Consider the following 13,163-nt stretch of genomic DNA (forward strand, 5'->3'; position numbering starts at 1 on the left):
CGCCACGGCTTCCCCTCCAGGCCTCACCACGGCATTCCCTCCAGGTGGGCGGCCACCCGTTCCCGGTCCCACGCCCCGTCGGCGAAGACGACGCGGTACCGGTAGGCGAAGGACTCCCCCGGCGGCAGCTCGAACTCCTCGAAGAACGCCCAGGAGAAAGCCACCGTGGGGATGGGCTCCGCGCGCACGAACCAGTGCGACTCGTGCAGGGCCTCCAGGTTCTCGGGCGCGTGCGCGAACACGAGCGTGGAGTGCCCGTCGACGTCGTCGTGCTCGGTGGTGAAGGCAAGCCAGGGCCCCTGACTGCCCATCAGCTTCTCTGCGTCCGCGTCGGAGTCCGGCGCGAAGGCGCTCCCGCCGGTGAAGTCGCGCGGCCCGCGCCACTGGAGTCCCGTGTAGCCGGCCATCTCCCGGCCCTCGGTGGTCGGGGACCCGAACCGCAGCGGCCGGTCATGTGTGTTGGTGAGCCGGATCGACCAGTCCAGCGCCCAGGCGCCGGCCGCCTCGTCCACCGAGTGCACGGTCAGTCCGCGCACCTCACGCGCCCACTCCGCGCCGCCGTTCTCGATCCAGGTGAGTTCCTCGGTGAGGGCGAGCCGGTCGTCCTCGACGGTGAGCTGGGGGAACCCGTCGTGCCGCATGGAGCCGACCCGTTCGGGCAGGGCGAGATAACCCTGGCCGTGCACATAGCAGTTGCCGCCCCAGAAGTTCTGGCCGGACAGATGGCTCGCCGTCATCTGGAGGCCCTTGTGCCAGCGGTGGTCGCTGGGCCGGTACCCGGTCACGGTGTGCCCGGCGAGGGTGCGCACGGGGTGGGCGTAGGGCTTGCGGGACTCGAAGGCCTCCGGGTCGGGGCGGTAGACGTAACGGAGGATCTCGGTGCCGTTCGCCGCCGTCACCGCGATGTGGTCGCCGTGCGCGTGGGTGACGCGGATGCTCATGCGCGCTCCTTGGGGGCCCAGTGGGGGTGGTCTCCGTGCATGGCCGGGTAGAACGGGTCGCCGGGCGCGATCTCGCCCGCGTGCACCGGCAGACCCGTGAACGCGGCCTTGTACAGGGCCGCGGCGAAGTCGAGGGTGGCCCGGGCGTCCGGACCGCTGCCGGGGGGCCGGACACCGTTGTCGTGGGCGTCCAGGAGAGCGCCCAGCTGTGCCGTGTGCGAGCTGGGCACGTCCGCCGCGGGGGTACGCCAGGCGGCGGCCCGTTCGGAGGGCACGTGCGGGGCCGGGGTGTAGACCCAGTCGTCGTTGCGGTGGCCGTAGAGGTGGGTGAGCTCGACCGTCGCGTCCGCGCAGTCGACGCGGATGCGGCTGACCTCGTGCGGGGAAAGGACGCTGTTGACGACGGTGGCGAGGGCGCCGCTCTCGAACCGTACGAGGGCGGTGGAGACGTCCTCGCTCTCGGTGTCGTGGACCAGCCGCGTCGCCATGGCGCGTATCTCCGCCCAGGGGCCGAGCAGAAGGAGCAGCAGGTCGAACTGGTGGATGCCGTGCCCCATCGTCGGCCCGCCGCCCTCGGTGGCCCACCGTCCGCGCCACGGCACCGCGTAGTAAGCGGCGTCCCGGTGCCAGGTCGTCTGGCAGTGCGCGACCAGCGGGGCGCCCAGCTCACCGCTCGCGATCAGCTCACGGGCATGCACGGCACCGGAGCCGTACCGGTGCTGGAAGACCACCGACGCGTAGGCGCCGGACGCCGCCTCGGCCGCGGCGATGTCGTCGTACTCGGCGAGCGACAGGCACAGCGGCTTCTCGCACAGCACCCAGGCGCCCGCCTTGAGCGCGGCGACCGTCTGCTCCCGGTGCAGGGACGGCGGGGTGCCGATGAGGACGAGGTCGGGGCGTACGGCGTCCAGCATCTCGTCGGTCGAGGTGTACCCGGTGACGCCGTCGCCCGCGAGTTCGCGGAAGGCCGCCAGCCTCGCCCGGTCCACGTCGACGGCGGCGACCAGCTCCGCCCGGTCGGCGTGGGATCTCAGCGCGGGGAGGTGGCTGCCGCTGACGATGGCGCCGGTGCCGATCACGGCGACGCGGCGGCGGGCGGGACTTGGGGACATGCGGTATCTCCTCGGACGGCCGGTGGACAGCCCGCTTCAGAAAGCGCTTGCACTTCGAGGGCGACCCTAGGCAGGGACGGAATGTAAGGACAACCCCTCTGCGGCGACGGGAGTGAAGCCGAACCCGTTCGGCGCGGCCCACGTTCCGCACGCTCCCCTGTCCGGCGCTCACTCAAACGGGCGAAGATCGTCGAGGGCCGGGAGCCACAGGACAGGTCAACTCTGCTTCCGCGACGCGGCGTTGACAGGGTGCGGCATCCGCGTCACCGTGATGACCCGTCGTGCCCGGGAGGTCACCCATGGCAGCAACTGGTACCGACACCGATTTAGTCGCACGTGTACGGGCGCTGGGGCCGCTCGTGCGCGAGCACGCCCCGCGTACCGAGCAGGAGCGGCGGGTGGTGCCCGAGGTCGCCGCGGCACTGACGGACGCCGGGGTCCACCGGATGAACGTCCCGCGGCGGTACGGCGGTTACCAGAGCCGGCCGCGCACCCAGGTCGACACGATCGCCGCGATCGCCGAGTCGTGCGGCTCGACCGCGTTCAAGACCGTGATCCAGGCGGGCTGCTCCTACATCGCGGCGCTCTTCCCCGACGAGGCGCAGGACGAGATCTTCACCGGCCCCGACGTGAAGGTCGGCGGCACGCTCATCCCCGACGCGACGGCGGTCCGGACGGACGGCGGCTACCTCGTCAACGGCACGTCGGGCTTCGCCACCGGCTGCCACGACGCCGACTGGCATCTGCTGACGGTCCGGGTGGAGCCGGAGTCCGGCGAGGGGCCGCCCGAGACGCTGTGGACCGCGGTGCCGATGGCCGAGCTGGAGATCCTCGACGACTGGTACGTGTCGGGTCTTGCGGGCAGCGGCAGCAACAGTGTCGTCGCACGCGACGTGGTCGTCCCGGCGCACCGGGTCCTGCCGGTCGGGCCGTTGCTCGCGGGCGAGTTCCCGTCGAAGGCCAACGCCGACGACCCGTTCTACCGGATGCCCGTCCTGCTGATGTTCTGCGCCTGGACCGCGCCCAACGCGCTCGGTCTGGCCCGCTCGGCCCTGGCGGAGTTCACCGAGCGCAGCCGCCGACGGGGCATCACCTACACCTTCCATCAGCGGCAGAACGAGGCGACGGTCACCCATCTCCAGGCGGCCGAGGCGGCCATGAAGATCTCCTGCGCCGAGCTGCTGACCGCCGACTTCGTCTCCGTCATCGAGTCCCGGGCCGAGTCCGGCGAGCCGTACACACCCGAGGAGCGGACGAGGATCCGGGCGCAGAGCGGCTATGTGGCGCGGCTGTGCAAGGAGGCCGTCGATCTGCTCGCCTCGGCCTCTGGGGCGTCGTCGCTGCACCGGGACGTGCCGATCCAACGGACCGTGCGGGACGCGCACGCGCTGAACCTGCACTCGTTCGTCAACCCCGCCACCAACCTGGAGATCCACGGCCGGGTCCTGTCGGGTCTCGACCCGGGCACGCCCTTCGTGTAGGTCCCCGCCGGGTTCACCCCTTGGCGAGGAATCGGCGCAGCCGGGTCAGCGGCCAGGCGTTGATCACGTCGTCCTTGGTGAGCCAGCCGCGCTGCGCCGTGCCCACGCCGTAGCGCAGGTTGGCCAGGTGGACGACGGCATGGGCGTCGCTGTCGACGGCGAACTTCACGCCGTGCCGCCTGGCCCGCAGGATGTCCTCGTCGCGCAGGTCGAGCCGGTCCGGATGGGAGTTGATCTCCAGGGCGGTGCCGGTGCGGGCGCAGGCGGCGAACACCGCGTCGAGGTCGACGTCGATGGCGGGGCGCTTGCCGATGAGGCGGGTGGTGGGGTGGCCGATGATGTGGACGTGCGGGTTCTCGCAGGCCCGGACGATGCGCCGGGTCAGCGCCTCGCGGTCCTGGTTGAAGTGCGAGTGCACCGACGCCACGCACAGGTCGAAGCCGGCGAGGAACTCGGCGGGCCAGTCCACCTCGCCGTCGGGGCCGATGTTCAGCTCGGCGCCGTGCAGCACCCGCATGCCGCCGCGCTTGCCGCGCCTGCCGTACTCCTCGTCGAGTTCGCGGACGCGTTCGCGCTGGGCGAGGATCCGTTCGTCGGTCATGCGCTGCATGGCCATGTCGGGGCCGTGGTCGGTGACCGCGTAGTAGGCGTAGCCGCGCTCGGCGGCCGCGGCGACCATCTCCTCCAGCGGGGCGAGTCCGTCGGTCAGGTCGGTGTGGGTGTGCAGATCGCCGCGGATGTCCTTCTCCTGGATCAGCTCGGGCAGCTCGCCGCGCAGCCCGGCCTCGACCTCGCCCCGGTCCTCGCGCAGGGTGGGCGGGATCCACGGCAGGCCGAGGCGGGCGTAGACGTCCTCCTCGGTCCTGGAGACGATCCTCTCTCCGGTCTCGGTGTCGAAGAGTCCGTACTCGGACAGCTTGAGCTTCTGGTGGACGGCCATCTCCCGGGTGCGGATGTTGTGCGCCTTGGACCCGGTGAAGTACTGCATGGCCGCGCCCCAGGAGTCCGGCGGCACGACACGCAGGTCGACCTGGAGTCCTTTGGTGGTGCGGACCGAGGTCTTCTTCTGTCCGTGCGCGATGACCTCGGAGACGTACGGCAGTTCGGTGAAGGCCCGCATGATGCCTGCCGCCTGCTTCGCCGCGACCAGGATGTCGATGTCGCCGACGGTCTCGCGGGCGCGGCGCAGCGATCCGGCGTAGGCGCACCGTTCGACCCCGTCGACCTGCGACATCCCGGCGACGATGTCCTCGGCGAGGCTCATCGCGACATCGATCAGGACCCGGTCGCCGGAGGACCGGAGCAGGTCGATGCCGTGCAGGATGTTCTCCTCGGTCTTGGGCCCGAAGCCCTTCAGGTCGCGCAGCCGCTCCTCGTGGATGGCGCCCGCGAGCTCCTCGGTGGTGGAGATGCCGAGTTCCTCGTACAGGACCAGGGCCTTCTTCGGGCCGAGCGTGGGGATGGCGGTGAGCTGCCGGACGCCGGCGGGGATCTTCGCGCGCAGTTCCTCGACGGCGGACACGCTGCCGGTGGCGAAGTACTCGACGACCTTCTCGGCGATCGACTTGCCGACGTTCGGGATCTCCTTGAGGGCTTTCACGTCGAGTGTGGACACGTCGGCGTGATAGCCGCCGATCGCTCGGGCCGCCTTCTCGTAGGTACGCGTCCTGAACGCGTCTCCGCCGGTGATCGAGATCAGGTCCGCGTACTCCTGGAGCAGTGCGGCCACCTCGTCGTTGGACCGTGCCACGCCTCCAGGGTAGGCACGGGAGGCCCGGCCGGACGAGCCCGGCCGGGCCGACCGTGTCGCCGCGCTACTGGCCCAGGGGCGTGGGCGGAGTGGTCGTCGGGTCGGGGTCGGGTTCGGGCAGCTGGGCCGTCATCGGCGGGTGCGCCGGGGTCGCCTTCTCCTTCGTCAGCGCACCGATGATCCTGCGGGCCACGAGCGGGTCGGCCGGCAGGGTGTGGGAGGCGAACCAGCGGGCGGCCGCGGGGGACGGGGACGGTTCGACGAACTCGGCTCCGGCGTAGTCGTCGAGCGGCGGGTCGTAGATGTAGCCCGCGACGACGCCGTGGTCGACCAGGCGTTCCACTAGGGCGTCGCGGTCGTGGACCAGGAGCGGGACCCGGAACAGGGAGGGCGGACCCTCCTGCGAGGTCCGCTCGCGCAGCGCCGGGGTGGCCCAGGTGGTGCCGGACAGCAGCGAGACGCCGGCCCTGCGGCGGGCCAGGTCGCCGTCGAGCAGTGCCATCCGCAGCTCCAGCTGTCCGCGCACCAGGGCGCCGTGACGGGAGCGGAAGCCGTGCAGGTCGACGCGGACCCAGGGCTCGTAGGCGGCCAGGCTGGGCGCGTGGCGGGCGCTGCCGGCGAGGCGGGGCGCGTGCAGGGCCATGCGGAAGTCGTCGCGTTCGAGCAGGCCGAGGCGCTGCATGGTGCGCCAGGCCGGGCGCACCAGCCGGAGGGTCCGCACGGTGGAGCGGGCCAGCGGGCGCAGGGTGGTGGCGAGGTCGTCACGCAACCGGCGCGGGGTGAGCAGGTCGTCGCGCAGCAGCTCCAGCTCCCGGCGGGCGCGGGTGCCGTCGACGGCGAGGAAGCCGCCCGCCATCGCGGCGACGTGCTTGGACAGGCTGAACGCCGCGGCCGTCCCGAAGGTGCCGATCGGCCGCCCGTCCACGTGCGTGCCGATCGCGTGCGCCACGTCCTCGATCAGGGGGATCCCCAACTGGTCGCAGCGGCGGCGCAGTTCGACGACGCGGTCGGGCAGGCCGTACAGGTTGGTGGTCAGGACCGCGTCGATGTCGCGCCAGGTGGAATCCGGTACGGCGGCCGGGTCGATGTTGCCGTCCCACTGGGACACGGGGGCTTGGACCGGGCGCAGTCCGGCGGCGAGGACGACGAAGAGGATCACGTCGTCGTTCACCGGGGACATCAGCACCCGTCCGCCCGGCCGGCACCAGCGCCGCAGCGCCAGGTACAGGGCCAGTCGGGCCGAGGGCGTGTAGACGCATTCGCGTCCGATGCGCCGTGTCATCATCGCGGCGAGCCGCGATCCGTACGGCATGGTCACCTCTTCCGTGGAAGGGTCCGACGAAGGGTCGCCCGGAGCGGGCGGTGCGCACACTCGAACGCCGTTCGAGGCGGGCGTGCGAGGGACGCGAGGCCGTGCGGGGCCACGGTCACGGCGCCGGTGTGCGCGCGTGACGAAAGCGGGTCGCCGTCCGGTTCAGCGGGCTCCCGCGCCCGGCGGCCGGGCCGGGCCGGAGGTACGCAGCGTGCCGACGGTCTTCAGCAGCCGGTCGGCGGGCTCGCGCAGCCGGGGATGGGCCAGGACCGTGTTGCGCAGTCCGCGCACCGGTCTGCGCCACATCCGGTGGGCCGTCGCCACCGGGTGCGGTCGCACCGCGAACCCCTCCGCCACCCGCAGCTCACGGGTCTTCAGCCAGTCCTTGTACTCCTTCTCCCCGCGCCCGAAGTCCATGAGCGTCACGCCGTCCCGGCCCGCGGCCTGAGCCAGCCGCAGATGCATCATCAGTCCGGGTGAGTAGTAGCCGAACTCGGGGTCGTACGCCGTGAACCAGGCCGCGAACACCGAGCGCGATCTCGGCCCGAAGTGCGCGGCGACCGGCCGGTCGCCGGCGTACACGACGGACAGGATGCCGGTGAAGTGGTCCTCGCGGACCTGGAAGAGGTGGTCGACGAGGTCGACGATCCAGGGTCTGGAGAAGCGGTCCATCCGCCCGGTTCTGCGGTACTGGGCGGACTTCCACCGCATGAGGGTGCGCAGCACGCGCGGATCGCGCTCGTCGTAGACGAACCGCACCTCGCCCGCGTCGCGTCCCAGGCGGCGCTCCTTCTTCAGCGTCGTCTTGGCCAGCCCCGGGTACGTGGCGCGCAGCCACTCCGGGTAGCCGCCCTCACCGGGTTTCAGGTCGAGGACGGGCGAGGCGAACGTGCCCGTGACGTACGGGCCGAACGGCTGCTGTTCCTCGACGAGATGATCGAACTCGAACACGGACAGCCCGCACACCTTCAGCAGTTCGCGGGTGTCCCAGGTGACTCCGGGCCGGTGCACCAGGGCCTGGCAGTCGGACAGTCCGAGGCCGATGGCCCGGCCGACGCCGTAGGCGTTGCGCTCGTACGGGAAGAAGCCGACGGCCTCCCCGCCCTGGTGCAGGACGGCCACGTGCGCCCCTTTTCGGTACCTGCCGACCCCGAGCGCGAACTCCGGTGCCAGGAAAGGGTTGGCGTAGTCGGGCGATTCCTCCATCGCCCGGTGCCACGCCCGGCGCAGCTGCTCGCTCAGCTCCTCGGGTCTGTGAATCGTGATGGCGCTCGTGGATCGCATGGCGACCGCTCCCCCCAAATGCCCCCCAAGTCACGCTTTTCAGCGCGTCGCCACCGTGTCCCCCATGTCAAACTTTGTGGCGAGGCTCAAACGTCGCGAAACAGTACGCACGCTGTCAAGGTGCCTGATGAATCCTTTAGCAGTGCTTGGTGACCAGGGAGCGACGGCCGGTCAGCGGATCGCGACGAGGACCTGACTGTCGCCGTACTGCCAGACCGTGCCGACGTGCCCGAAACCCGCCCGCCGCAGCAGCCGTTCCTGTGCGGAGGCCGACAGGTGTGCCGCACAGCCGGCCCCGCCGGCCGGCTGCCTGCGCCGGCGCTCGGCGAGCAGGTCGGTCAGTTCGGGGTCCTTCGCGACGGCCGTCCACCAGGAGTCCCAGTCCTCGTGGGCCAGGGCGTGCCGGCGCTCGGCGTGGCGGCGGCCGACGCATCCGGCGAGGGCTGCGAGCGCGATGTCGTCGTGCGGGAAGTGATCGCCGTTGACGAGGACGCCGCCGGGCCGCAGCAGTGCCGCGAGCTGCCGGTAGAGGCGGTACAGGGCGTCCGGGCCGAGGTAGTGCAGGGCCGTCGTCGACACGGCGGCGTCCAGCGGGCGGTCCAGGCACAGGGCACGGGTCCAGCCCTCCTCGCCGATGACCGCGTCGACATAGCGGGCGGCGTCCGCGTGGTGGGTGCGGGCGAGTTCGAGGAGCAGCGGGTCCATGTCCACGCCCACGATGTCCGCGTACGGCAGGCGCCGCGCCAGCCGGGCCGCCAGCGAGCCGGGGCCGCAGCCGAGGTCGACGACGAGCGGCCGGGCGGGCCGGCCCGACACGGACTGCTCGACGACATCGGCGATCACAGTGAAGCGCTCCTCGCGGTCCACGGCGTACCGCTGCTGCTGGAGTTCCCAGCGGTGCACCCATCGCTCCGCCGTCGCCAGGCTCAGCCCCATCCGGTCGTGCCACCTCGCCGTCTCGCATCCGACTCACCCCGTCGGCGCGACACTACAGGTGGAAACGGTTCCCATTACGCCGGGCGGCGTCACTTCACCCGAGGGAGGCAAGGACGGTCAGCAGCCGGTCCACCTCCTCGGCGGTGTTGTGGACGTGCAGGCTCACGCGCACGGAGCCCGTCTTCTCCCCCGCGCCGCCCTGGCAGTGCTGGTCGGAGCGGACCATGAAGCCGTGGCTGAAGAGGATGAAGCCGAGGTCCGAGGAGTCGATGGTGTGATGGCGCAGGGTGACGATGCCCTGGCGCCGCTGCACGGGCGAGTCGGCTGCCAGGCTGGCCTGGCAGCCGAGGATCTCGTAGGCGTCGAGACGGCGCAGCCCCTCGGTGAGCCGCGCGGCGAGGGCGACGGTCCAGCGCTCGATCCGGTCGGTGCCCGCGGCGTCCAGCCAGTCCAGGGCCGCCGTCAGGGAGGCGATGCCGACGGTGTTGGGGGTGCCCGCCCAGCCGCCCGGCGCGAACTCCGGTCCGCGGGCCCGGCGGGCCCAGACGACGCCGGTGCCTGGAAGTGCCATCGCCTTGTGGCCGGAGAACAGGACGAAGTCGACGTCGAGATCGGCCACCGACACGGGCAGATGGCCGACGCTCTGGGCGGCGTCGAGGCAGATCACGGCGTCCGGGCCGACCGCGCGGCGGATGCGGTGCACGTTCATGTCGGCGCCGTACACGTGGTGGACGTGGCTGACGGCCACGAACCGGGTGCGCGGGCCGGCCAGTTCGGCGAGCGCGGTGTGGTCGTAGTCGCCGGACGCCGCCTGGTACGGCATCGGCCGCACGCGGATGTGCACGCCCTGCCCGGCCAGTTCGCGCTGGGCCTCCAGCCAGGGGGCGATGTTCGCCTCGTGGTCGGCGACGGGTACGACGATCTCGTCCCCGTCGGTGAGCAGCCGGGGCAGCCAGTCCCGGGCGACGCCGCGCAGGCCCTCGGTGGTTCCGCTGGTGAAGTGCACGCTCGAGCGCTCCGGTGCCGGGTCGGCGAGGAAGAGTTTGACCCGGTCGCGGGCCCCCTCGACCAGGGCGGTGGTCCGGTTGGCCCAGGTGTAGGTGCCGCGTCCGGCGTTGGCGTTGGTGGTGGTGAGGTAGGTGTGCACGGCGTCCAGCACGGCCTGTGGTTTCTGGGCGGTGGCGGCGCTGTCGAGGTAGGCCAGTTCCGGGTGTGCGGTGATGATCGGGAACTGGGCGCGCAGGGCACGCTGCCACTCGGCCAACTCCTGCACTGCTGCGGGGACTTGGCCGTCCGTTTTGGATACGGTCATCGGATCAGTCCCGTACGAGGGGTGCGCCCGCGTCGCGCCAGGCGATGATGCCGCCGGTGAGGCTGCGCACGTCGGGGTGTCCCATCCGGGTCAGCAGAGCGGCGTAGCGGGCGGACTTCTCGCCGACCGGGCAGGCCAGCAGGACCGGGCGGTTGTGGCTGAACGGCAGCCCGCCGTGCAGGAGTTCCTCGAAGAGCTCGTCGACGATGTTGACCGAGCCGTCGATGTGCAGGGCGGCGTAGGCGTGGGGGCCCCGCAGGTCCACGACGAGGGGTTCCCCGGTGGCGATCCACGCCCGGGCGTCGGTGACGCCGAGGGCCGGTGCCGTACGGACCTCGGCGTCGGTCAGGTCGGCCGGGGAGTTGCCGCGACGCGGGCGGCCGAAGAGGTCGGGGCGCCGCCGGCGGACGTAGCTGAGGTAGCTCTCGACGCGGTCGCAGACGATGAACACGGCGGTCTGCCGCTCCGTCAGTTCAGCGTCGATGGCCTTGAGTTGCCGTGTGGCGCCGAAGTAGGCGGCGCCTCCGGTGGGTCCGGCGAGGATGCCGCAGCGGCGGTTGAGGGTCAGCATGCCCTCGATCGCCTCGTCGGCGCTGACCGACTCGATCGTGTCGTAGGTGCCGGGGTCGAACAGGCCCACCTCGTGCGCCTCGTCGATGGTGCGGATGCCGGGGACGAAGTCGGACTTGGCGGCGACCAGGCCGACGACCCGTACCGCGGGGTCGTGTTCGCGCAGGGCTCGGGCGACTCCGGTGGACGAACCGGCGGTCCCCACGCAGGCGATGAACCAGTCCGGCGCCCGGCCGTCGAGGTCCTTCACGATCTCCGGTCCGGTGCCGGTGAAGTGGGCCTCGCTGTTGCGCGGGTTGAAGTACTGGTCGGTGTGCACAAAGGTGCTGCCGGGCTCGGAGAGCGCGCGGTGGAACTGGGTGAGCGGGTCGTCGGTGGCGGTCGGGTCGAGACACTCGCTCTGGCCGGGCAGTTCCTCGATCTCCGCGCCCAGCAGCAGGAGCAGGTCCTTGATCTCCGGGATGCGCATCCGGTTGGTGACGCTTCGGAAGGTCCGGCCGTGCATGCCCGCAAGGACGGCGAGGGCCTTGGCGGTGTTGCCGCTCGACAGCTCCACGACCTGGCCGCCCTGCTCCGGCGCGGCGGCGGACAGGTGCGGCCGGGCCATGTGCCAGGCGGCCCGGTCCTTCACCGAACCGAAGGGGTTGAGCAGTTCCAGCTTGGCGTACAGGTCGATGCGGCTCAGGCCGTGCACGGCCGGGTCGATGCGCACCAGCGGTGTGTTGCCGATGGCGTCGGTGATGCTGTCGTACCTCACTGAGCTCCCCCCACGGGTGTGGTCGGCCAGTACTGGTCGTCCAGGCACCAGCGCCATCTGTCGCCCTCCTGCCAGGCGGCGACCTTGCGCGCGGCGGGCTGGTGCTGGGCACGGGTGGTGTGGAAGTCCATGCAGTAGCCGGCCGTGTTGGCGAAGGCCAACAGGTCGCCGGGGGCGGGGCGGTGGGGCAGGAAGACGGTGCGGCGGGTGATCAGGTCGGCCTCCAGACACAGGTTGCCGAAGAGATGGGCGGCGACCGGCTCGGTTTCCGTTCCCGAGCCGGTCGTGGGGCCGGGTCCGATGTCCGTGCCAGGTCCGATGTCCGTGCCGGGTCCGGTGTCCGTGCCGGTTGCCGTGCGGCCGGCGTTCATCGGATGCCGTGGGACGACGACCGGGTCCATCAGCACGCCGTGGTCCTCCAGCGCGACGTCGTCGGCCTTCGCCGCCAGGCGTATGTGCAGGGGGCCGCCGGCCTCGTCGTCACGCACCTCCAGCACCTTCGTCAGGGTCAGTCCGCACTGGTCGAGCAGCGCGCGGCCCGGTTCGACGTGCAGGTCGTAGAGGTGTTCCAGGAGCAGGGCGGCCAGGGTCCGGCCGCCGAGGGAGGCGGCCGGCAGGCGGAGGAGTTCGTCGAGGTAGCCGGCCGCTGCCACCGGACGGTGGGCGGGGTACAGGCCGAGCGCGCCGCGCAGGGTGCCGGCCTCGTTGCGCAGTCCGTAGCCGTGGCCGCCGTGGGTCAGGGGCGGGCGGATGCCCATGACGGCCTCGGTGAGCGCGGTCGTGTACCGCTCCCACTGGCCGCCGCCGGCAAGGTAGTTCACGCCGAAGCCGCCGCCGATGTCGACGGCCCGGGGCCTGAGCCCACGGCTGCGGCACTCCTCCAGCACCCGCAGACAGCCCTCCAGCGCCAGCGCTTTCTCACCCAGGCTCGTCGTGTCCAGGTGGTACGCCACCCCGACCATGTCCAGCGCGTCGGCATGCCGTTCGACGGCCTCCAGCAGCGGGGCCGTCTCCCGTACGGCGGTGCCGAATCGGCTGCGCCGGGTCAGTACCCGTACGCCTGACGCCTCGAAGCCCGACAGCCGCAGCAGGACACGGGTGCGGGGCAGGGCGTGCCCCCGGACCAGCGTGGCGAGTTGTTCCAGTTCGTCTCGCGTGTCGAGGCTGACGGTGACCGAGGTGCGGGCCGCCAGCCACAGGAACTCCGGGTTCTTCGGCCCGGTCGCCGTGATCCGGTCGGGCGTGAGCCCGGCGCCCAGGGCGTGCTGCAACTCCCCCAGCGAGGCGACGTCCACGCCGGCGTCCGTGGCGGCGAGCCTGCGCAGCAGGGCGCTGGAGCGGTTGGCCTTGTGGGCGAGGAACACCTGGCCGGAGAGGTGGTGGGTGCCGTACACCGAGCGGAACCGCGCCAGATTGTCCGCGAGTTGGTCGGGGACGAGCACGTTCAGCGGCGACCCGAGGGCGTCGGTGAGGGTGTGCAGCAGTTCCGGGGAGTGCACCAAGGAGCGCAGCCGTGATGCCAGCCGCGGTTCGAGATACAAGGGCTGCCCGCCCATGCCCGGCCCTCCCCAGCGCTTCGGGCCCGACACTCCGGGCGCTGACGACCACTCCCCGCGGTTTGCCGTATAGCTCCTTTCCCGGCATCCAGTGGTTTACGCCCCGTACCTGCACTGCTGGGCGGTACGTCAACAGGTGGGCCGAAAATCAC

General features: G+C 71.8%; 10 protein-coding genes. 1 reads left to right on the forward strand and 9 read right to left on the reverse strand.

The window, feature by feature from the left end:
• Window positions 1–23: 23 nt before the first annotated feature.
• Window positions 24–941: a PmoA family protein gene (locus PGH47_RS04605; RefSeq protein ID WP_271662353.1), complete on the reverse strand. Its 918-nt coding sequence runs from the start codon at window positions 939–941 to the stop codon at window positions 24–26.
• Window positions 938–2,053: a Gfo/Idh/MocA family protein gene (locus PGH47_RS04610; protein ID WP_271662354.1), complete on the reverse strand. Its 1,116-nt coding sequence runs from the start codon at window positions 2,051–2,053 to the stop codon at window positions 938–940. Before PGH47_RS04610 ends, PGH47_RS04605 begins: the two co-directional genes overlap by 4 nt.
• 299 nt (window positions 2,054–2,352) lie before the next feature.
• Here PGH47_RS04610 and PGH47_RS04615 point away from each other — a divergent pair, with 299 nt between their 5' ends.
• Window positions 2,353–3,534, forward strand: coding sequence for a flavin-dependent monooxygenase (locus tag PGH47_RS04615; protein WP_271662355.1), 1,182 nt, complete (start codon window positions 2,353–2,355; stop codon window positions 3,532–3,534).
• 13 nt (window positions 3,535–3,547) lie between these two features.
• Here the strand turns inward: PGH47_RS04615 and polX are convergent, their stop codons facing one another.
• The 7 genes from polX to PGH47_RS04650 all read right to left on the reverse strand — a co-directional run bounded on the left by polX (window position 3,548) and on the right by PGH47_RS04650 (window position 13,011).
• A complete protein-coding gene (gene polX / locus PGH47_RS04620; protein WP_271662356.1) occupies window positions 3,548–5,284 on the reverse strand; it encodes a DNA polymerase/3'-5' exonuclease PolX in 1,737 nt (578 codons plus the stop codon).
• Window positions 5,285–5,348: 64 nt separating this feature from the next.
• Complete coding sequence (locus PGH47_RS04625) at window positions 5,349–6,596, reverse strand: DegT/DnrJ/EryC1/StrS family aminotransferase (protein WP_271662357.1); 1,248 nt, start codon at window positions 6,594–6,596, stop codon at window positions 5,349–5,351.
• Window positions 6,597–6,758: 162 nt separating this feature from the next.
• A complete protein-coding gene (locus PGH47_RS04630; RefSeq protein WP_271662358.1) occupies window positions 6,759–7,880 on the reverse strand; it encodes a GNAT family N-acetyltransferase in 1,122 nt (373 codons plus the stop codon).
• Window positions 7,881–8,051: 171 nt separating this feature from the next.
• Complete coding sequence (locus tag PGH47_RS04635; RefSeq protein WP_271662359.1) at window positions 8,052–8,816, reverse strand: class I SAM-dependent methyltransferase; 765 nt, start codon at window positions 8,814–8,816, stop codon at window positions 8,052–8,054.
• A 94-nt stretch (window positions 8,817–8,910) separates the two neighbouring features.
• The gene (locus tag PGH47_RS04640; protein WP_271662360.1) at window positions 8,911–10,128 is read right to left on the reverse strand and encodes an aminotransferase class V-fold PLP-dependent enzyme; all 1,218 of its coding nucleotides are present in this window, start codon (window positions 10,126–10,128) and stop codon (window positions 8,911–8,913) included.
• A gap of 4 nt (window positions 10,129–10,132) precedes the next feature.
• Complete coding sequence (locus tag PGH47_RS04645; RefSeq protein WP_271662361.1) at window positions 10,133–11,455, reverse strand: pyridoxal-phosphate dependent enzyme; 1,323 nt, start codon at window positions 11,453–11,455, stop codon at window positions 10,133–10,135.
• Entirely contained in the window at window positions 11,452–13,011 is a 1,560-nt protein-coding gene (locus tag PGH47_RS04650) for an alanine racemase (protein WP_271662362.1), read from the reverse strand. The genes PGH47_RS04645 and PGH47_RS04650 overlap by 4 nt, the downstream gene beginning before the upstream one ends.
• Between the last annotated feature and the right edge of the window lie 152 nt (window positions 13,012–13,163).

The organism is Streptomyces sp. HUAS 31 (assembly GCF_028198125.1).
GTDB lineage: Bacteria > Actinomycetota > Actinomycetes > Streptomycetales > Streptomycetaceae > Streptomyces > Streptomyces chartreusis.

Bases quoted from the DNA above. Each gene is read 5' to 3' on its own strand.
- PGH47_RS04615 (WP_271662355.1), top strand. From the start codon at position 2,353: ATGGCAGCAACTGGTACCGACACCGATTTAGTCGCACGTGTACGGGCG.
- PGH47_RS04605 (WP_271662353.1), bottom strand. From the start codon at position 941: ATGAGCATCCGCGTCACCCACGCGCACGGCGACCACATCGCGGTGACG.
- PGH47_RS04625 (WP_271662357.1), bottom strand. From the start codon at position 6,596: ATGCCGTACGGATCGCGGCTCGCCGCGATGATGACACGGCGCATCGGA.
- PGH47_RS04650 (WP_271662362.1), bottom strand. From the start codon at position 13,011: ATGGGCGGGCAGCCCTTGTATCTCGAACCGCGGCTGGCATCACGGCTG.
- PGH47_RS04610 (WP_271662354.1), bottom strand. From the start codon at position 2,053: ATGTCCCCAAGTCCCGCCCGCCGCCGCGTCGCCGTGATCGGCACCGGC.
- PGH47_RS04640 (WP_271662360.1), bottom strand. From the start codon at position 10,128: ATGACCGTATCCAAAACGGACGGCCAAGTCCCCGCAGCAGTGCAGGAG.
- PGH47_RS04630 (WP_271662358.1), bottom strand. From the start codon at position 7,880: ATGCGATCCACGAGCGCCATCACGATTCACAGACCCGAGGAGCTGAGC.
- PGH47_RS04635 (WP_271662359.1), bottom strand. From the start codon at position 8,816: ATGGGGCTGAGCCTGGCGACGGCGGAGCGATGGGTGCACCGCTGGGAA.